Genomic DNA, 19,201 nt, shown 5'->3' with positions numbered 1-19,201 from the left:
TTTACGCTCCCGGCTTGGTGTTGCCGGCCGGTACGGCCGGGCGGGCGGCGACCTTGGCGTCAATCGAAACCGGCGTCACCACCGCGTCGGGGCGGGCCTTCTGGCTGCCCTCGACGATGACTTTTTCGCCCGCGGCCAGGCCGTCATTCACCAGCCAGCTGTCGCCGACCGGGCGACCGACGGCAAGCACCCGCTGTTCCACCTTGTTGCCGGCGCCCACCACCAGCGCGGTGGCCTCGCCCTTCACGTTGCGCGACACGCCGCGCTGGGGCACCAGCACGGCCTTCTCGGCCACGCCTTCTTCCAGTACGGCGCGCACGTACATGCCGGGCAGCAGATCGCCCTTCGGGTTGGGGAACACCGCGCGCAGGCCCACGGTGCCGGTGCCCTCATTCACCGTGATGTCGGTGAATTGCAGGCGGCCTTCCCGGCCGTAGCGGCTGCCATCCTCGAGGATCAGGGTGACGGCCGCCTGGTTGCGCCCGGCCTGGCGGATCTGCCCGGCCTCGAAGGCGCGCTTGAGGCGCAGGGCGTCGGCGCTGGATTGGGTGAGGTCCACGTAGATCGGGTCCACCTGCTGCACGGTGGCCAGGGCGGTGGCCTGGCCGGCGGTGACCAGGGCCCCCGGCGTGACCGCCGACTTGCCGATGCGCCCCGAGACCGGCGCGGTGACCCGGGTGTAGGCGAGGTTGATGGCGGCGCTGTCGAGGGCGGCCCGGGCCGAGGCCACATCCGCCTCGGCCTGCCGCAGGGCGGCCAGGGCGTCGTCGGTGTCCTGCTGGGCGACGGCCTTGATGTCGGCCAGCTCCGCGTAGCGGGCGGCCTTGGGGCGCAGGGTGTCCACGTTGGCCCGGGCCTTGGCGAGGGCGGCCCTGGCGCTATCCACGGCAGCCTGGTAACTGGCCGGGTCGATGCGGTACAGCAGCTGCCCGGCCTTCACCTCGGCGCCTTCGGTGAACAGGCGCTCGCGGACGATGCCGCCGACCTGGGGCCGCACTTCGGCAACGACGGTGGACACCGTGCGGCCGGGCAGTTCGGATGTGAGGGTGACGGGCCTGGCCTGCACCGTGACCACGCCGACCTCGGCGGGGCCGGCGGGCGGTTTGCCGGTGTCGGTGGGCGCTGCGGAAGGGTTGCAGCCAGCCAGCAGGGCGGCCACGACGGCCGCCGCGGTGGCGCTGAGCATGGGGTGGCGCCGGGCGTGGGGGAGGGGAGGCATCTGGAATCCTTTCAGCGGAGTGCCGATTTCTGATGCCCCGATTGTGGAAACCAAATGTGCAGGGAAATGGGAGACATTGTGGAGATGCTCCCGCCCCCGTTGATCTTGCCCCGCCGCGGGGGCTTAATGGCGTCCCCGGCGCGGTCTTTCCGTTTCCTTCCTTTTCCCCATCCCTCGCCTGAACGCATGAAACTTGGCATCACCACCAAAGCCTTCCTTGCCGTCCTGCTGGTGGCCCTCGCGGTGCTGCTGGCCATGGGCGTGGCCGGGCGCTGGAGCTTCACCCGCGGTTTTGTGGGCTACATGGACGAACTGGCCCTGCAGCGGGTCGAGGACGTGACGCCCAAGTTCGTCAGCGCCTACACACGGGAAGGCAGCTGGGACTTCCTGCGCAACAATCGGCGCGTGTGGTTTCACCTTACCCGCCCCCGGGGGGGGGAGGAGGACCCGGAGCGCGAGAAGGCGGACCGGGCATCCCGCAACCTGCCGCTGGACGCGCCCCCCGAGTCCGATCTCACCGGCGCGGTCTTCCGCCTCAGCCTGATCGATGCCGAGCAGCGCTTCGTGATGGGCAACCCGCGCATCGTCGCTGGCGACAGCGTGGTGCGGCGCCCGGTGGTGGTGGAGGGCAGAACCGTGGGCTGGCTGCTGATGGGGCCCTTCCAGAGCGTCAGCGACACCGGCGCCCGGCGCTTCTACGACGAGCAGCTCCACGCCACCCTGCTGGTCGGGGGCATTGCGGCCCTGTTCGCGGTGGCCATCTCCCTGTGGATCGCCCGCACGCTGGTGGCGCCCATCAAGCAGGTGGCGGCCGCCACCCATCGCCTGGCGGCCGGCGACTACGCCGAAAGGGTGGTGCCCAGCTCCGGCGACGAGGTGGGCCAGCTGGCCCGGGATTTCAACAGCCTGGCCCGGGCCCTGGAGGCCAATGAGCGCATGCGCCGCGATTTCATGGCCGACGTGTCCCACGAGCTGCGCACCCCGCTGAGCGTGCTGCGCGGTGAGCTGGAGGCCATGGAGGATGGCGTGCGCCGCCTGGATGCCGAGGCCCTGCAGTCCCTCAAGGCTGAGGTGATGACCCTGACCCGGCTGGTCAATGACCTCAACGAGCTGGCCCTCGCCGATCTGGGCGCGCTGGTCTATCGCAAGACCCCGGTGGCGGTTGGCGAGGTGCTGGCGCGTACCGTTGGTGCCTTTCGCGACCGCCTGGCCGGCGCCGGGCTGGGCCTGGTGCTGGAGCTGGCCCCCGGGCTGCGCATGGCGGCCGACGAGGCCCGCCTTGAGCAGCTGTTCCGCAACCTGGTGGAGAACACCCTGCGCTACACCGACCCCGGTGGCAGCCTGAAGGTGGTCACCCGCCGCGAGGGGGAGGATCTGTGCATCGATTTCCTGGATTCGGCCCCCGGCGTGCCCGACACCCTGCTACCCAGGCTGTTCGAGCGCTTCTTCCGCGGCGAGGCCTCGCGCAACCGGGCCACCGGCGGTTCCGGCCTCGGGCTGGCCATCTGCCGCAGCATCGTCGAGGCCCACGACGGCACCATCACGGCCCTGGCCTCACCCCTGGGTGGCGTGTGGGTGGCGCTGCGTTTTCCGGCCGTGGAGCCCTGAACCATGGACAGCGTGTCCGCCTACATCCTCATCGTCGAAGACGAGCCCAAGCTTGCCGCCCTGCTGGGCGACTACCTCAAGGCCGCCGGCCACGAGACGGCCTGGATCGCCAATGGCCTCGACGTCATTTCCGCCATCCGCGCCCGCGAGCCCGATCTCGTGCTGCTCGATCTGATGCTGCCCGGCCGCGACGGCCTGGACATCTGCCGTGAGCTGCGCAGCTTCAGCGAGCTGCCGGTGATCATGACCACCGCCCGCGTCGAGGAGATCGACCGCCTGCTGGGGCTGGAGCTGGGCGCCGATGACTACATCTGCAAGCCCTACAGCCCGCGGGAGGTGGTGGCCCGCTGCAAGGCCGTGCTGCGCCGCAACCGGCGCACCCCGCCCCCCGAGCGGGCGCCGCTGCAGATCGACGAAGCCGGCTGGCGCGCCAGCTTTCACGGCATCGAGCTGGATCTCACCCCGGTCGAGTTCCGCCTGTTGCGCACCCTGTCGGCGGCGCCGGGGCGGGTCTTCTCCCGCGAGCAGCTCCTCGACGGCCTCTACGACGACCACCGGGTGGTGACGGACCGCACCGTGGACAGCCACATCAAGAACCTGCGCCGCAAGCTGGAGCAGATCGCCCCGGAGGCACCGCTGATCCGCTCGATTTACGGGGTGGGTTACCGCTTCGAAGGAGAGTGAGGCTGGAGGTTCGGGTGAGGTGCCAGGCGTGTCTCAGTCATCGATCTCGCGCTTGCCGTGGCGGGCCCGGCAGGCGGGGTCGGAGCACACGCCGTAAAGGGACAGGGCATGGTCCCGCAGCTGGAACCCCCGTCGCTCCGCCACCAGGTGCTGCAGGCGCTCGATCTCCGGATCGCAGAACTCCTCTACGCGGCCGCATAGCACGCACACGAGATGGTCATGGTGGTGGCCCTCGTTCAGTTCATACACGGCCTTGCCGGATTCGAAATGCAGGCGCGACAGCAGCCGGGCCTGCTCGAACTGGGTGAGGACGCGGTAGATGGTGGCCAGGCCGATCTCCTCACCGTCGGCCAGAAGGGTGCGGTAGACGTCCTCGGCGCTCAGGTGGTGCTGGGTGGCTTCCTGAAACAGGCGGAGGATGCGGATTCGCGGCCAGGTGGCCTTGAGACCGCTGGAGTGGATGTCGCTGGCGTTGTCTGAGGCGGGTCGGGTCATGGGGCCGCTCGATGGAGTGGAAGAATTGGGCGTGAGCGCCCAGTGGTTCCGAAGGAAGTGGAGCCGCGGGCGTGGACCGCTCGCCCCCTGAAGTGCAAGGCGGGGCGCCTGGCAGGCTGCATCCGATCAGGCACCCACGAAGCTTCCTGATAGTAATGATAATACTTATCATTAATTGACTCCAGCCCCGAGCCGGCTTTCAGACCTCATTGACCTCTTTCTCGCAGCCATGGCAGGACACGACGATCTCGATGTGCTCGTTCCCGATGGCGAGGCCGTTGTCGATCGCGAGCCTTGAGAGCGGGGCCGCAATGGCGCTGTCGTGCAGTGGAATGCGCTTGCCGCACTGTCGGCACACCAGGCAGGTGACCATTCCGGGGATATGGATGGGGGGCATGCCAGCCGCCGCCCAGGGCCTTGTAAAGATCGAGGCTGGCCTGAAGGCGGGCCTGCACGAGTTGCAGGGCCGTGTCCCGTGCTGCGAACTCGTTTCTTTGGGCATCCAGCAGGACGATGAGGCTGTCCGCTCCGGCCCGATAGCGTGCTTCGGAGAGGACGGTCGCGCGCCGGGCCGCAGCGAGCTCTTGCGCCTGGGCCAGACGCTGCCGTTCGATGCCGGCGAGCGCTGCGAGGCTGCGCTCCACGTCCCCCAGGGCAGCGATCACCGTTCTGCGGTAGCTCGCCAGCAGTGCCGCCTGATCGGCGACCGCGGCATCCCGTCCGGCGGCGAGGCGGCCCCCGTTGAACACCGGGGCAAGGAGGGTTCCGGCGAGCCCGTATAGCGGTGCGTCGAAGAGACGGGAGGGGTTCTCGAAAGCCGATGTCAGGCTTGCCGTGAGTGAGAGCCCGGGCTGTAGCGGCAGCCGACGCGTTGCCGATGCGTCGCCACAGGTCCAACTCGTAGCTGGTCTGGAGCCCCAGGGCGTGGAGGCTGCGGGATTCGCTTTCCCCATTGCTCAGGATGCTGCGGCTGCGTGATAGGCCCAGGCTGGCATCGACACTTGGCAACAAGGCGGAGCGGGTCTGCCGTGCCAGGGCTTCAGCCTGTTGCAGGCGGGCCACGGCTGCATCCATCTCGGGGTTGTCATGAAGGGTCAGGTGCACGACCCGAGTGAGTTCCGGGCTGCCAAATTGCGCCCACCAGCCTGCCGTCGGCCAATCCTGCGTGGTGGACGACGGGGCGTTGTGCCAGACGGATGAGGGTGGGGCGGGAGGCTGGATCGAAGAGGGCGGGGCAGTGGTACAGGCGCTGCAGGCCAGACTGAGCAATGCTGTCAGGACGGCGTGCGGCGGGAAGGTGAAAGTGGCTGGGCGGGACATGTGAGGGCTGGATGACGGTTCCGGGTTACATATCGGGAGCCGTTTCAGCACCACCGGAAGTGCACTTCCAGGGTGTCGCAGTGTTTTTCCCCCGGGGGCGGGGAGGCTGAATCCCAGTCAGATCCTGCCTTCCGGCCGGAATCGCAGTTGAGATTCACTCACAATCGACGTGCCTGAGCTTGATCCCGGCGACAAGTGATGCCAGCCTTGAAGCCTGAGTCATTTGGAGAAGCCCCATGAAAGGCGATAAAAAGATCATTGGTATCCTCAACACCCTCCTTGCAGGCGAGCTGACCGCGGTGGACCAGTACCTGATCCATGGAGAGATGTATTCGGACATGGGCTTTGGCCGCCTGGCCGAGAAGGCCCTGCACGAGTCCGAGCATGAACGTGAGCATGCCCGCGCCCTGATCCAGCGCATCCAGTTCCTGGAGGGCGTGGCGGTCGTGGACAAGCGCAACCCGCTGCATGTGGGCGATACGGTGCCGGCCATGCTCAAGTCCGACCTGAACCTGGAATACCACGTGGTGGGCGAGCTCAAAAAGGCCATTGCCGCCTGTGAGAAGGCCGGAGACTATGTGAGCCGCGACATGCTGCTGGTCCAGCTCGAAGACACCGAGATGGATCACGCCTACTACCTGGAAAAACAGCTGCGCCTGATCGATGCGGTCGGCCTGCCCAACTACCTCCAGAGCCAGATGGGCTCCGGGGCTGCTGCGGCTTGAGAGGGAGATAGACCATGAAGGGCGACAAGAAGGTCATCGGCATCCTCAACAAGGTGCTGTTCAACGAGCTGACTTCGATCAACCAGTATTTCCTGCATGCCAGGATGTTCCGCAACTGGGGTTTCGAGCGGCTCAACGACTACAACTACAAGCAGTCCATCCGCGTCATGAAGGAAGCGGACGAGATCATCGAGCGGGTGCTGTTCCTGGAGGGCCTGCCCAACCTGCAGAACCTGGGCAAGCTGATGATCGGCGAGAACGTGGCTGAATGCCTGCAGTACGACCTCCAGTACGAACGGGATGTGCAACGCCCCTTGTTGGTCGAGGCGGTGGCCCTGGCGGAAAGCGAGTCCGATTTTGTCAGCCGCGACCTGCTCCAGGAATTGCTGGAGGCTTGCGAAGAAGCCATCGACTGGCTGGAAACGCAGCGCTCGCTGATCGACGTGGTGACGCTGCCCAACTATCTGCAGTCGCAGATCGACGACTGAGCCCGCGGAGCAGGCAGGCCGGTTTCAGTCCGGCCGGCTGACCCAGATGTGGCGCGCCACACTGTGCTCCAGGGCCAGCTCCACTTCATCAGCGAGGATCACGGTCATCGGGCGCTGCTGCAGGACCCGGATCGGTCGGTTCTCGGCCAGGCCGTAGGCGGTGAGCTGCTCCCGCTGGTGAGGGGCAATCCCTTCGCCCAGGGCGGCCAGGCGTACCTCGGTGCCCGGGGCAATGAAGGCCAGCGGTACGAGGGCCAGGTGGGCAGGCAACGGGGCGGGCGGGGCGGATGTGTGGCTCATGCTCTCACCAGAGGGCGCGCAGGGCGATATTGAACAGCCCGCCCACCAGGAAGGCGAAAGGCACGATCAGCGCCACCATCGTGGCGGCCGTCTTTAGGCCCTGTTCCTTGACCATCATCATCAGGCTGGCGAAGCAGGGAATGAACAGGGTGATGGTGATCATTCCCACCACCGCTTGTATCGGACTGAGGCTGTCAGCCATGGCGAACAGGCCGGTGGCGCCGAAGTCGCGGCGCAGGAAGCCCATCACGAAGGCTGCACTGGCCTCCGGCGGCAGGCCCAGCCAGCCCGACACCAGCGGTTCGCCGGCGCGGATGATGGCCGGCAGCACGCCGAGCTTGTCCAGGCTGAACATCAGGAAGGTACCCACCAGGAACAGGGGGATCACCTCCACCAGATACCACTTGAGGCGTCCGGCGGTCTTTTTCAGCACATTGCCGAAGATGGGCAGGCGCATGGGCGGCAGCTCGGTGACCAGCGGGATGCGCCGTCCGGGGATCAGCCGCGAGGCCAGGAAGCCGGTGAGCATCAGGATGCCGACCATGGCCAGGGCCCACACCAGCACGGCCTTGAAGGACAGGCTGCCGAGCATGCCCAGCACCACGCCCAGCTGCGCCGAGCAGGGGATGGCCAGAGCCAGCAGGAAGGTGGTGATCAGGCGCTCCCGCGGGCTGTGCAGGATGCGCGTGGTGAGGGTGGCCATGGTGACGCAGCCCAGGCCCAGCACCATCGGCAGCACCGCCCGGCCGTTGAGGCCGATGAGGGCGAACAGGCGGTTGGCGATGACCGACAGGCGTGGCAGGTAGCCCGAATCCTCAAGCACGCCGAAGGCCAGGAAGAAGGTGGTGACAATGGGCAGGATCAGGGCCAGGGCGTAGGTCATGCCCATGGTCCATAGGCCGTACTGGCCGACCAGCAGCTCGGTCACCCAGCTGGCCGGGGCGACGGCCTCAATGAACTGGGTCACCGCAGGGTTGAGCACGCCTTCAAAGAGGTCTTCCTCCAGCAGGCCGACCAGCGTAGTGGCACCAAAGACACCAACAAACTCGTAGATCAGGTAAAGCACGGCCAGCAGGATGGGCAGGCCCCACACGGGGTGCACCACCGCCTGGCCGACCCGCTGGCTGAGTAGCGGGCTGCTTTTCACGCTGCGGCTGACCACGCTGGCGGCCAGCACATCGGCGGCCTCGGTGCGCTCCCTGGCCAGCAGGGTGGGCAGGTCGCCCTCCACCCGGGCCCGGGCTTCCTGGCGCAGGGCCAGGATGTGGGAGAAGTTCGGACCGGCCTTGTCGCGCATCCAGGCGGCCACCTCATCGTCGCCACCGAGAAAGAGGATGGCCAGACCGCGGGCGGCCAGCACGGGGTGGGGGCAGTGCTGGGTGATGGCGGCGGCGACCCGTTCGATGTCCGCGTCGATGGCCTTGTCGTAGTGCAGGATGCACCGCGGCGGCCGGGCGTCGGCCAGGTGCCGGGTGAGGGCGCCGATGCCTTTGCCGTCGGTGGCCACGGTGGCCTCGACGGGTACGCCGAGCGCTTTGGCCAGCGCCTCCATGTCGATGGTCACGCCCCGGGCGGCGGCCTCGTCGTGCATGTTGAGGGCCAGCACCAGGGGCACATTCAGCTCGGCCAGCAAGGCTGTCAGGGTGAGGGTGCGACGCAGGTTCTTGGCGTCGCCCACCTGCAGCAGGGCCCGGGTCGGTTCGTTGAGCAGGGCCCTTACGGTGGTGCGTTCATCGTCACTGCGGGAAGGCAGGGACAGCACGCCCGGCGTGTCCAGGAGGGCCGCGTCCCGGTCGAAGCGGGCGCTGGCCCGGGTGACTTCGACGGTGGTGCCCGGGTAATTCGACACATTGACGTAGGCGCCGGTCAGGCGATGGAACAGGACCGACTTGCCCACGTTGGGGTGGCCGACCAGCAGGAAGGTGCCGGGAATGCTGAGGGTTCCGCTCATGCTCTGCAGGGAAGGGGTGAAATCGTGGCTCGGGAGGCACGATCATACCTCAATTTGCAAACGAAAATCATTCGCGTTATTGCGTAATAGCAAACAGTGGACAGCATGGCCCTGCTGCAGGGCGTAGGTTTGACGCTCATCATGGAATTAAAGATAATGAGAACCATTATCAAAAATTAGCCAGCCATGCCCGTCTGCGGCTAGCCAGCGAGCCCGTTGCCTGGAGGCTCCCGTGAGTACCGTTACACAAACCGAAGCTGTCACCGAGCTTTACCGTGTGCACCATGGCTGGCTGAATGGCTGGCTGCGACGCAAGCTGGGCAACGCCAGTGATGCGGCCGATCTGGCCCAGGACGCCTTTGTGCGGGTGATTCGTGCGCGTAACGCCGATCTGATCGCCGAGCCGCGTCATTACCTGGTCACCATTGCCAAGGGGCTGGTCGTCGATCTGTTCCGGCGGCGCAGCCTGGAGAGCCAGTATCTTGAGCTGCTGGCGCAGCAGCCGGAGCAGGAATGGCCCTCTCCCGAGACGCGTGCGCTGGTGATCGAGGCCTTGATGGACATCGACCGGATGCTCGACGGGCTCGGCCCCCGGGTGAAGCAAGCCTTTCTGCTGGCCCAGTGCGATGGCTTGACCTACCCGGAGATCGCCGCCCGGCTTGAGATCTCCCTGCGTACGGTGAACAACTACATGGCCCGTGCCATGGAGCATTGTTGCCTCTACCAGCTGCAGCAGGTGCGCGAATGACGCCGCAGGCCCCGACCCTGGCCCGCGACGACAGGGAGGCCATCCGCGCCGCAGCCGAATGGTATGCGCGCCTGGGCTCCGGTGCCGCCGGGGATGGCGTGAACGAGGCCTGGCAAGGCTGGCTGGCCGCGTCAGAGCTGCATCGGCGGGCCTGGATGCAGGTGGAGCATGTCTGTGGGCAGTTCAGCCGTGTTCCCGGCCCCCTTGCCGGGCACGCCCTGCGTGGTGGTGGAAGTCATCGACGGGCTGTGCTGTGCAGTCTGCTCCTTGCCGGGGCCGCGATGCCCCTGGCCTGGCAGCTGGGGCACAGTACACCATGGCGGGCCTGGCAGGCCTCCCGCCAGACCCGGGTCGGCGAGCGCCGTCCCTTTACCCTGGATGACGGCAGCCTGCTGGTGATGGATACCGACAGTGCCCTCGACGTCGTCTTCGATGCCCGTCAGCGCCTGATCCATCTCCATCGGGGGCGTGTCCTGATTGCCACCGCCCGGGATGCCGGTGCGGCGGCAGGTGGGGTGGGGCGTCCATTCCGGGTCCGTACCGGGCATGGGCTGGTGGAGGCCCTGGGCACCCGCTTCACGGTGCGTACCCATGCCGATCTGAGTCAGGTGGCTGTGATCGAGGACAGGGTGCGGGTCATGCAGAACGGGACGGCGGGTGACGGAACCCTCGTTGGCGCCGGGCAGCGGCTGGATTTCGGATTGCCCGCCGGCGCCGGCGCCGGCCCTGAGCCCTCGGGGCCGGCCACGGCCGCGTGGGTGACGGGCAGCCTGGTTGCCGTCGACATGCCCCTCGGTGAGTGGGTTGCCGAACTCGGGCGCTACCGCAGAGGTGTCCTGCGCTGCGATCCGGCGGTTGCCGGGTTGCGGGTCTCGGGCGCGTTCCCCCTCGACGATACGGATCGTGCGCTGCAACTGCTGGCGGACACCTTTCCCGTCCGCCACGTCTGGCGCACCCGCTACTGGGTGTCTGTCGAAGCCGCCTGATTTTTTTCACCGGCAGGTGCACTGTTGCGGGGTCTGTTTCGGCCCCCGGGTAGAACCACCCAATCTACTCAAGTGAAACCCATGCCGAATCGCCTTCAAGCCCAACCCCGCGCGGCGTCCCGCGCCTCCCGCCGTGTCCCCGCCAGGGTACTGCGTGGCACCGTACTTGGCCTGATGGCCATCGGATTCGTTCCTGCTCCCCAGGCCTTTGCAGCAGAGGGCCAGGTGCCGGTGGTCAAAGGGCAGCCCCGGGAGTTCGACATTCCTGCAGGCTCCCTGAGCGCCGTGCTGGCGCGCTTCGCCGCCGACGCGGGTGTCGCCCTGTCCTTCGATGCCGCCGGTCTGCGCCAACGTCAATCCCCCGGGCTCAAGGGGCGCCATACCGTCCAGCAAGGCTTCGACAAGCTGCTTGCCGAGTCCGGCCTGCATGCTGTCAGCCAAGGGAGTGGCGACTACCGGCTTGAAGCGCTGCCCAGGCCAGTCACCGACGGCACCACCCTCCAGCCTGTCACCGTGCGGGCAAATGCGCTGGCCGATGCGGTGACCGAGGGCAGCGGCTCCTACACCAGCAGCGGTCCGATGCAGACGGCCACCCGGCTCCCCCTGTCGATCCGCGAAACGCCCCAGTCGGTGTCGGTGATCACCCGCCAGCAGATGGACGACCAGGGGCTGATCCAGCTCGCCGACGTGGTGCGCCAGACGGCGGGCCTGACCCTCAGCCAGGCCGGCAACCTGGGCTCCGACTCCAGCCCCATCTACTCCCGTGGCTTCGAGGTGGAGAACTACCTGGTGGATGGCATCGGCCACCTGAACAGCAACTACAGCAGCATCTACCAGAGCAATGACATGGTGCTGTACGACCGGGTTGAAGTGGTACGCGGGGCCACCGGGCTGATGAACGGTATCGGCCTGCCCAGTGCCACCATCAACCTGATCCGCAAGCGTCCCACCCGGGAGATGCAGGGCAGCGTGCGGGTCGAGGCCGGTTCGTGGGAGCATCGCCGCGCCGAGGCGGACGTTTCGCTGCCCATCGAAGAGGGTGGGCGCCTGCGCAGCCGCTTTGTCGCCGCGATGCAGGAAAACGGCTCCCACATCGATCGGCTGCAGGAGCGAAAGAAGATCCTGTATGGCGTCTTCGAGGCGGATCTGACGCCCACCACGCTGGCGGCCTTCGGGCTGACCTACCAGGAGCACGAGGCCACCGGCCACACCCGGGGCGGGCTGCCACTGTTTTACTCCGACGGTACGCGGACCCGCTGGAAACGCTCCGATTCGGCCGCCGCCGACTGGGCCTATTCCAGCCGCGAGAGCGTGGCCCTGTTCGCCTCCCTGGAGCATCGTCTCGATAACGAGTGGGTGCTCAAGGGTGTCTACTCCCACGACCGCACCCGCTTCGATGAGCAGCTCGGCTATGCGGCTGGCGGCTCCCCCGACAAGATCACCGGAGTGGGCATCAACCTCTATGGCGGGCGCTGGGCTGGTCAGCCCAACCAGAACAGCCTCGATCTGAGTGCCCGTGGCCCCTTCACTGCGTTCGGGCGCAAGCACGACGTGGCACTGGGGGCCACCGTGTCCCACACCCTGCAGGATTCCGAGTCCTATCACCTGTGGTACATCCTGCCGATTGGAGACATCCGCCGCTGGAATGGCAGTACCCCGGGCCGGCCCGACAACTCCGTCAAGGGCGATTTCAACTACAGCGAATACACCCGCAGCGCCTATGCCACTGCGCGCCTGCGCATCACCGACCCCCTGTCCCTGATCATCGGCGGGCGCACCACCAGCTGGGGCGACAAGAAGTTCAACAGCAACTACGCCACGGGGGTGAGTTCCACCGAGCGGCGCGAATGGGGTGACCGCTTTACACCCTACGCGGCACTGGTCCATGAGATTGACCGCCAATGGTCGGTCTATGGCAGCTTCACCAACATCTTCAAGCCCCAGAGCAACAAGACCGTCACCGGTGCGTCCCTGGATCCGCTGCTGGGCGATGCCTACGAACTGGGGATGAAGGGGGAGCTCCAGGGTGGCCGGCTCAATGTGGCCGCTGCGGTGTACAAGATCCAGCAGGACAATTTTGCCGTGGCACTGCCCGGTGTGCTGGCGCCGGACGGCTCCCAGGCTTACCGGGCGGCGTCCGGTACCCGCACGCGCGGCTTCGAGGTGGAGGCCAACGGCCAGATTGCCCGTAACTGGCAGGCCGCCTTCGGCTTCTCGCGCAACATGACCCAGGATCGCAATGGCGCCCTGCTCAACACCAACGTGCCCCAGAACACCCTGAAACTGTTCACCACCTACCGCATGCCCAGCGTCGGCAACGGCCTGCGTGTCGGCGGCGGGGTGCGCTGGCAGAACCGGACCTGGTCCGACTTCAGCTGGGTGCCGGGTTCGCCCCGGGTGATCCAGGGCAGCTACGCGCTGGTGGACCTGACGGCCCACTACACCATCGCGAAACAGCTCACTGCGTCGATCAATCTCTACAACCTGTTCGACAAGACCTACCAGACCACGTCCTCGTCGTCCTACTACGGTGAACCGCGCAGCCTGCGGGTCGGCCTGACCTACCTGTTCTGACCCGGGAGTGCCCATGAATTCCTCTTCTCCTGCCCCCCGGGCCGAGCCGGCCGTGCTGTCGCGGGTCTTGGCGGCGATCTTCGGAGGCTATCTGATGGCCTCCACGGCGGTCGTCCTGCTCAGCCACCTGCTGCCTTCATCGGTGCCGGAGGCGGTGCTCGGGGCGACCCTGTTCGGCTTCGCCTTCCATGTGGCCGCCGTGATCGGCGTATTTGCCGCCGCCAGCGCCCGGCGGGCCTGGGCCCTCCTGCTGGGTTCGAGTGCCTTGATGGGCGCGCTGGCGGGGCTTTTCGAACTGCTGGGAGCGCAGCCATGAAGGCCGGTTTCCGCCAGTCCATGGCCTGGCTGCACACCTGGGGAGGCCTGTGGTTCACCTGGATCCTGTTCGCCATTTTCCTGACCGGTACCCTGGGCGTGTTCGACGACGCCATCTCCCACTGGATGCGTGACAAGGGGCGGGCCGAGGCCGTGGCGCCACTCAGTGCCGAGGCGCGTGCACAGGCCGTGCGCACCGCCCAGGCCTTCCTGGCCGGCAAGGCGCCCCGAGCCGACTTCTGGAGCATCGGCCTGCCCGCCGAAGATGACCCGGCGCTGCGCGTGTCCTGGCGTGAGCATGACGACGGGCCGGTGCAGCGTCATCGCCTTGACCCGGCCAGCGGCGAGCTGATGCCGGCATCCCAGGTGCGCGAGACGGAGGGCGGGCATCACTTCGTGCACATGCACTTCGAGTTTCATGCGGGGACGGCGGGCATCTGGGTGGTCGGCATCGCCACCCTGGCCATGCTGGTGGCCCTGGTTTCGGGCATCGTCGTGCACAAGAAGATCTTCACCGACTTCTTCACCTTCCGGCCCGGCAAGGGCCAGCGCTCCTGGCTGGATGGGCACAACGCCCTGGGGGTGCTGACCTTGCCATTCCTGTTCATGATCACCTACACCGGCCTGACCATCTTCTGGGCAACCTACATGCCGGCCGGCATCCTGGCCCGCTATGACGGCGACCAGGAAGCCTTCTTCAGCGCCCTCACCGAAGGGCCGGCGCCGCGCCCCGAACTGCATGTGGCCGCTGATGTGGCCCCCATGGCGCCCTTGCTCGCCAAGGCCGAGCAGGCCCTGGCCCGGGAAGCGGCTTTCGTCACTGTCAGTCACCCTGGCGATCGCAGCGCGGCCGTGCGGGTGTTCGGGCGTTTTGATCCTGATGCCGACACTGATCGCCTGGTGGGCCGCAGCAGTGGCCGGGTGCAGTTTGATGCCGTCACCGGCGAGGTGCTGGACGTGCAGCGTCCCAACACCACCCGGGGCGGTCAGGTGCTGGCGGTTCAGCGCACCATGAACGCCCTGCACTTCGTGCGCTTCGGCGGCGACCCGATGAAGTGGCTGTATTTCATCAGCGGCATGGCCGGCTCGGCAATGCTGGCCACGGGCGCGATCCTCTTCATGGTCAAGCGCCGGCGCCACAGTGGCGACGCGTTCGGCACCGCCACGCCGCGGGTCCTGCAGATCATCGAGGCCCTCAACGTGGCCGGCATCGTCGGCCTGGGCCTGAGCTGCGTGGCCTATCTGTGGATCAACCGCCTGCTGCCCCTCGGGATCGAGGCGCGGGCCGCCTGGGAGATCCGCCTGTTCTTCGCCGTGTGGCTCCTCACCCTGGTCCATGCCAGCCTGCGCCCACCGATGCGGGCCTGGCGCGAGCAACTGGCAGCCGCCGCAGTGCTCTGCCTCGGGCTGCCCCTGGTGAACGCCCTGAGTACGGGAGACCACCTGCTTGCGGCCCTGTTGCGGGGCGATGGGGAGAGTGCCGGCGTCGAGCTGACGAGCCTCGCCTTCGGCGCCATGTTTGCCCTGGCGTGGATGCGTCTCGGCGCAAGGCTGCGTACCAACGCCGGTGCCGCTGGCCGGCAGGCCCCCGGTCACGCGGTGGAGGGGCTCTGACATGGTGAGCGGTGTTTCCATCGTGACGAGCCTGTTGCTGTGTCATGCCGCCCTGACCGGGCTGTGCCTGGCCATGGATCGGCATCACGCCCAGGCTCTCGGCCGCAGGCCTGGAGCCCCGCTATCCGGCACGCTGCGTGCTGCCGGCTGGGGGCTGCTCGGTCTGGCCCTGTGGTACTGCGGGCGCAGCTGGGGCTGGGCCATCGGGCCGGTGGCCTGGTTCGGGCTGCTTTCCGTGGCGGCGCTGATCCTGGTGTTCTCGCTGCCCTATGCGCCCCGCGCCCAGGCCCGGCTGGCCCTGTTCAGTCTGACGGGCGCCGTGGTGCTGATGTTGTCCTGACCTGGAACGATTTCCAAATGATCTTATTCAAGCATGCGGCACGGGTCGCGGCGGCTACGCTCGCCCTCCTGGCAGCGTCCGGCGCCCGGGCCGACTACGTGTGGATCGAGCCCGCCGGTGCGGGCGTGCGGATCCTCGCCGGCGAGATCGGGGCGCCCCGGCCGCTTTCCCTGTATGGCGCCAAGATCCTGGCCGCATCCGGCAAGCCGGTGGACGCACCCGCCCAGGGCGTGCGCTGGGATCTTCCCGTCGTCCCGCCCGGTGATCTGCGCTTCTCAGCCCGGGCTGAAACCGCCGCGGGCACCCTCGAGTTCCTTCACGCCCGCAGTGGCCGTCACGAAACCCGCGCCGGAAGCGATCTGGAACTGGTGCCCACCCAAAGTGGAGGCTCGACCTTCCGCCTGTTCTGGAAAGGCGAGGCCGTCAGCGCCTCCCAGGTCCGGGTGAGTACCGCCACCGGTTGGCACAAGACACTGCGCCCCGCCGGGGATGGCAGCGTGACCCTGGATACGCCCATCCCCGGGTTGTATGTGCTGGTGGTCTCCGCCCGGATGGACGGCGGGGCTGCCGTGGTGGATGGCAAGCGCTACAACGAGGTCCGGCATACCGCGACCCTGAGCTTCCGGGAGGGCGAATGACAGGCGCCAAGGTGCGCAGGCACCTGCCATCGCGCCGGCTGGTGGGCATGGTTGCCGTGCTTGCGGCGCTGGCGGCAGGCGTATGGTGGGCGTCGCGTCCGGAGGTGGGGTACGAGACCATGGGCGTGACTCGGGGCGACATCGAAGCCACGGTCACCGCCATCGGCACCCTCGAACCCCGCCGCTACGTGGATATCGGTGCCCAGGTGTCGGGGCGGATCACCCGCTTGCACGTACAGCCCGGCAGTGCGGTGGGCAAGGGCGATCTGCTGGTCGAGATCGACCCCAGCGTGCAACGGGCCACCGTCGAGGCGGGTCGGGCGGCGCTGGCCGGTCTGCACGCCCAGCTGGCCGAGCAGCAGGCCCAGCTGCAACTGGCGACCCGGCAGCAGGCACGCCAGCAGCAACTCGTCCGCGATGAGGCGACCCGCCAGGAGGATGTGGACAACGCAGATGCCAGCCTGGCGATGGCGCGGGCGCGGGTAGACAGCCTGAGGGCGCAGATCCGCCAGACCCAGGCCACCCTGCAGGCCGACGAAGCCCGCCTGGGCTACACCCGCATCGATGCCCCCATGGCCGGCACGGTGGTGAGCATCGAGGCCCGGGAGGGGCAGACCCTCAACGCCACTTACCAGACGCCCCACATCCTGCGCATCGCCGACCTGTCTGGCATGACCGTATGGACCGAGGTGTCGGAGGCGGACGTGCGTCAGGTCAAGCCCGGGCAGGCGGTCTATTTCACCACCCTGGGGGGGCACGGCGCCGCGCAGCCCCGGCGCTGGAGCGGCTCGGTGCGTCAGATCCTGCCGGCGCCACGTCCCGCCGCGGTGACGCAGGGGGCGTCGGCCCAGCCGGCGGCCAGCAAGGCGGTGGCCTACACCGTGCTGTTCGATGTGGACAACGCCGATGGCGAGCTGATGCCCCAGATGACCGCCCAGGTCAGCATCGTGACGGCCGCCGCCAGGGGCCGCCTGCATGCGCCCCTGGCCGCCCTGGAGCCGGTGCCTGGGGTGGCCGACCGATTCACGGCCCGGGTCCGCCTGCCCGGCGGCACGATCGAGCGGCGTGAAGTGGTGGCCGGCGTGCGCAATCGCCATCAGGTCGAGGTGCGCACAGGGCTTGCCGAAGGGGAGGCCCTGGTGCTTGCCGAGCGTCGGCGCGACGGTGGCGTGCGGAGATTCACCTGGTGAGCGCTGTGCCTATTCCCCTGATCACCCTGAGTGGCCTGTGCAAGACCTACGGCGGCGGCGAGCAGCCCCTGGTGGACGTGCTCCGCGGCATCTCGCTGGACATCCACGCCGGGGAGTTCGTCGCCATCGTCGGCGCCTCGGGCTCGGGCAAATCCACGCTGATGCACATCCTGGGCTGCCTGGACCGGCCCACCTCCGGCCGCTATCTCTTCTCCGGGCAGGACGTGGACGGCTTCGATGCCGATCGCCTGGCCTGGCTGCGCCGTGAGGCCTTCGGCTTCGTCTTCCAGGGTTACCACCTGATTCCCAGCGAGACCGCCCGGGAGAACGTCGAAGTCCCCGCCGTCTATGCTGGCATGAGTGAAGCTGAGCGGTCGGCGCGGGCCACCGCCCTGCTCGAACGCCTCGGCCTCGGCGAGCGCCTGGACAACCGTCCCCGGCAGTTGTCCGGCGGCCAGCAGCAGCGGGTGTCGATTGCCCGGGCCCTGGTCAATGGCGGGCGCATCATCCTGGCCGATGAGCCCACCGGCGCCCTCGACTCCCGCAGCGGCGCCGAGGTCATGACCCTGCTGGCCGAACTGGCGGAGGCCGGGCACACCGTCATCCTCATCACCCACGATCACCGGGTGGCGGCCCAGGCCCGCCGGGTGATCGAGATCCAGGATGGACGGATCGTTGCCGATTCGGGCGTACCGGCACCATCTGCCCGGGGCCATGCCCCGGCAGGGCTGCCCGACACGCCGCCGGGCAGGGCGGGCGCCGGGGTCTGGCGTGCCGAACTGCGCGAGGCCGCCCGCAGCGCCTGGCGTGGCATGCGCATGAACCGCGGGCGCACCGGGCTGACCCTGCTCGGTATCGTCATCGGTGTGGCATCGGTGATCGCCATGCTGGCCATCGGCGAAGGGGCACGGCAAAAGGTGGCCACCCAGATGGGCAGCATGGGCGCCACCATCATGTACATGGGCAGCCGGCCTCCGCCTGCCGGCGGCCCTGGCGGGGTCGTCACCGAGGAGGACCTCGCTGCCCTTGCGGCCCTGCCCGAGGTGGCCAGGGTGATGCCGGTGATCGGTGATCCGATCTCGGTCCGCCGTGGCAACGTGGAGCGCAATCTGTACGTCTTTGCCGGCACCGAAGCCATGCCTCGCATGCACCGCTGGCCCGTCGCCGTCGGGCGTTTCTTCAATGCCCAGGAAGACCGCGATCTGGCGCCCCTGGTGGTGCTTGGCCACAAGGCGCGGGAGAACTTCTTCCCCGATGGGGCCTACCCCACCGGCCAGCACTTGCTGATCGGTACAGCCCCCTTCGAGGTGATAGGCGTGATGGCCGAGCGCGGTGCCGAATCCGGCAGCCAGGACTACGACGACATGGTCTTCATCCCCTATCGCGCCGGTCGTGCCCGGGTCTATCGGGCCCAGACCCAGCCTGACTACACGGTCATCGAGGCGGCTGGGGCAGAGCAGGTGATGGCGGCCGAGCAGGCCATCCGCCGGCTCATGCTGGAGCGGCACGGGCGGGAGGACTTCGGCATCGGCAACGCCGCGGCCAAGCTGCAGGCGGAGATGGAGACCCGCGAGGCGATGACCATGATGCTGGGCCTGATCGCCGCCGTGTCCCTGGTGGTGGGTGGCATCGGCGTGATGAACGTGATGCTGATGACGGTGCGTGAGCGGACTCGCGAGATCGGGATCCGGATGGCCACGGGGGCTCGCCAGCGCGACATCCTGCGCCAGTTTCTGACCGAGTCGGTACTGCTGACGGTGGTGGGTGGGGCGCTGGGGGTGGCGGCGGGTTTGAGCGTCGGAGCACTCCTCATCCTCTGGCAGGTGCCAGTGATCTTTTCGGTGACTGCAATGCTCGGCGCGTTTGCCTGCGCAGTTGCCACCGGCTTGTTGTTCGGCTATCTCCCAGCCCGCCAGGCTGCTCGCCTGGACCCGGTGGTGGCGCTGGCGGGCGAGTAGCGCATGTTGGGTCGGGGGCAAGTGGCGCGCGCGCGGGCCTATCCGTGG

General features: G+C 67.9%; 18 protein-coding genes and 2 pseudogenes. 13 read left to right on the top strand and 7 right to left on the bottom strand.

Features of this window, described 5'->3' with window-relative positions; translation table 11 throughout:
- Position 1 precedes the first annotated feature (1 nt).
- On the bottom strand, positions 2-1,219 hold the full coding sequence (locus tag ACIQ09_RS03175) for an efflux RND transporter periplasmic adaptor subunit (protein WP_398305983.1): 1,218 nt from the start codon (positions 1,217-1,219) through the stop codon (positions 2-4).
- Between the two features lie 186 nt (positions 1,220-1,405).
- Here ACIQ09_RS03175 and ACIQ09_RS03170 point away from each other — a divergent pair, with 186 nt between their 5' ends.
- Together ACIQ09_RS03170 and ACIQ09_RS03165 are read left to right on the top strand one after the other, a co-directional pair.
- The gene (locus ACIQ09_RS03170) at positions 1,406-2,827 is read left to right on the top strand and encodes an ATP-binding protein (RefSeq protein WP_398305980.1); all 1,422 of its coding nucleotides are present in this window, start codon (positions 1,406-1,408) and stop codon (positions 2,825-2,827) included.
- A 3-nt stretch (positions 2,828-2,830) separates the two neighbouring features.
- The gene (locus tag ACIQ09_RS03165; RefSeq protein WP_398305977.1) at positions 2,831-3,511 is read left to right on the top strand and encodes a response regulator; all 681 of its coding nucleotides are present in this window, start codon (positions 2,831-2,833) and stop codon (positions 3,509-3,511) included.
- 33 nt (positions 3,512-3,544) lie between these two features.
- On the opposite strand, the gene fur is transcribed toward ACIQ09_RS03165, so the two are convergent.
- The 4 genes and pseudogenes from fur to ACIQ09_RS03145 form a co-directional block, all read right to left on the bottom strand.
- The gene (gene fur, locus ACIQ09_RS03160) at positions 3,545-4,006 is read right to left on the bottom strand and encodes a ferric iron uptake transcriptional regulator (RefSeq protein ID WP_398305974.1); all 462 of its coding nucleotides are present in this window, start codon (positions 4,004-4,006) and stop codon (positions 3,545-3,547) included.
- 199 nt (positions 4,007-4,205) lie between these two features.
- Entirely contained in the window at positions 4,206-4,403 is a 198-nt protein-coding gene (locus tag ACIQ09_RS03155; protein WP_398306011.1) for a hypothetical protein, read from the bottom strand.
- A gap of 70 nt (positions 4,404-4,473) precedes the next feature.
- Positions 4,474-4,959, bottom strand: a pseudogene (locus ACIQ09_RS03150) (TolC family protein); the annotation flags it as partial.
- 70 nt (positions 4,960-5,029) lie between these two features.
- Positions 5,030-5,326: pseudogene (locus tag ACIQ09_RS03145) on the bottom strand (hypothetical protein); the annotation flags it as partial.
- A gap of 236 nt (positions 5,327-5,562) precedes the next feature.
- Between ACIQ09_RS03145 and bfr (ACIQ09_RS03140) the strand changes: the two are divergent.
- Entirely contained in the window at positions 5,563-6,051 is a 489-nt protein-coding gene (gene bfr, locus ACIQ09_RS03140; RefSeq protein WP_398305971.1) for a bacterioferritin, read from the top strand.
- Between the two features lie 14 nt (positions 6,052-6,065).
- The gene (gene bfr / locus ACIQ09_RS03135; protein WP_398305968.1) at positions 6,066-6,539 is read left to right on the top strand and encodes a bacterioferritin; all 474 of its coding nucleotides are present in this window, start codon (positions 6,066-6,068) and stop codon (positions 6,537-6,539) included.
- A gap of 24 nt (positions 6,540-6,563) precedes the next feature.
- Here the strand turns inward: bfr (ACIQ09_RS03135) and ACIQ09_RS03130 are convergent, their stop codons facing one another.
- Both ACIQ09_RS03130 and feoB read right to left on the bottom strand, forming a co-directional pair.
- Positions 6,564-6,839, bottom strand: a complete 276-nt coding sequence (locus ACIQ09_RS03130; RefSeq protein ID WP_398305965.1) for a ferrous iron transport protein A — start codon at positions 6,837-6,839, stop codon at positions 6,564-6,566.
- Positions 6,840-6,843: 4 nt separating this feature from the next.
- Positions 6,844-8,790, bottom strand: a complete 1,947-nt coding sequence (feoB, locus tag ACIQ09_RS03125) for a ferrous iron transport protein B (RefSeq protein WP_398305962.1) — start codon at positions 8,788-8,790, stop codon at positions 6,844-6,846.
- A gap of 232 nt (positions 8,791-9,022) precedes the next feature.
- Between feoB and ACIQ09_RS03120 the strand changes: the two genes are divergently transcribed.
- From ACIQ09_RS03120 to ACIQ09_RS03080, 9 genes are all read left to right on the top strand, one after another.
- Positions 9,023-9,538 (top strand): sigma-70 family RNA polymerase sigma factor, encoded by a 516-nt coding sequence (locus ACIQ09_RS03120; RefSeq protein WP_398305959.1) that lies wholly within the window; start codon positions 9,023-9,025, stop codon positions 9,536-9,538.
- A complete protein-coding gene (locus ACIQ09_RS03115; RefSeq protein WP_398305957.1) occupies positions 9,535-10,524 on the top strand; it encodes a FecR domain-containing protein in 990 nt (329 codons plus the stop codon). Before ACIQ09_RS03120 ends, ACIQ09_RS03115 begins: the two co-directional genes overlap by 4 nt.
- Before the next feature lie 81 nt (positions 10,525-10,605).
- The gene (locus ACIQ09_RS03110; RefSeq protein ID WP_398305954.1) at positions 10,606-13,098 is read left to right on the top strand and encodes a TonB-dependent siderophore receptor; all 2,493 of its coding nucleotides are present in this window, start codon (positions 10,606-10,608) and stop codon (positions 13,096-13,098) included.
- Between the two features lie 13 nt (positions 13,099-13,111).
- Entirely contained in the window at positions 13,112-13,414 is a 303-nt protein-coding gene (locus ACIQ09_RS03105; protein WP_398305951.1) for an iron transporter, read from the top strand.
- Positions 13,411-15,027 (top strand): PepSY domain-containing protein, encoded by a 1,617-nt coding sequence (locus ACIQ09_RS03100; protein WP_398305948.1) that lies wholly within the window; start codon positions 13,411-13,413, stop codon positions 15,025-15,027. The genes ACIQ09_RS03105 and ACIQ09_RS03100 overlap by 4 nt, the downstream gene beginning before the upstream one ends.
- Before the next feature lies 1 nt (position 15,028).
- Positions 15,029-15,367: a DUF3325 domain-containing protein gene (locus ACIQ09_RS03095; protein WP_398305945.1), complete on the top strand. Its 339-nt coding sequence runs from the start codon at positions 15,029-15,031 to the stop codon at positions 15,365-15,367.
- Positions 15,368-15,384: 17 nt separating this feature from the next.
- On the top strand, positions 15,385-16,005 hold the full coding sequence (locus ACIQ09_RS03090; protein WP_398305942.1) for a hypothetical protein: 621 nt from the start codon (positions 15,385-15,387) through the stop codon (positions 16,003-16,005).
- On the top strand, positions 16,002-17,195 hold the full coding sequence (locus tag ACIQ09_RS03085) for an efflux RND transporter periplasmic adaptor subunit (protein WP_398305939.1): 1,194 nt from the start codon (positions 16,002-16,004) through the stop codon (positions 17,193-17,195). Before ACIQ09_RS03090 ends, ACIQ09_RS03085 begins: the two co-directional genes overlap by 4 nt.
- The gene (locus tag ACIQ09_RS03080) at positions 17,192-19,153 is read left to right on the top strand and encodes a MacB family efflux pump subunit (RefSeq protein WP_398305936.1); all 1,962 of its coding nucleotides are present in this window, start codon (positions 17,192-17,194) and stop codon (positions 19,151-19,153) included. Before ACIQ09_RS03085 ends, ACIQ09_RS03080 begins: the two co-directional genes overlap by 4 nt.
- Positions 19,154-19,201 lie beyond the last annotated feature (48 nt).

Origin of the sequence: Zoogloea sp. (assembly GCF_044344315.1) — a bacterium.
GTDB lineage: Bacteria > Pseudomonadota > Gammaproteobacteria > Burkholderiales > Rhodocyclaceae > Zoogloea.
The sequence above is the reverse complement of the archived record's forward strand: the minus strand, read 5'-3'. Positions and strand labels throughout refer to the sequence as shown.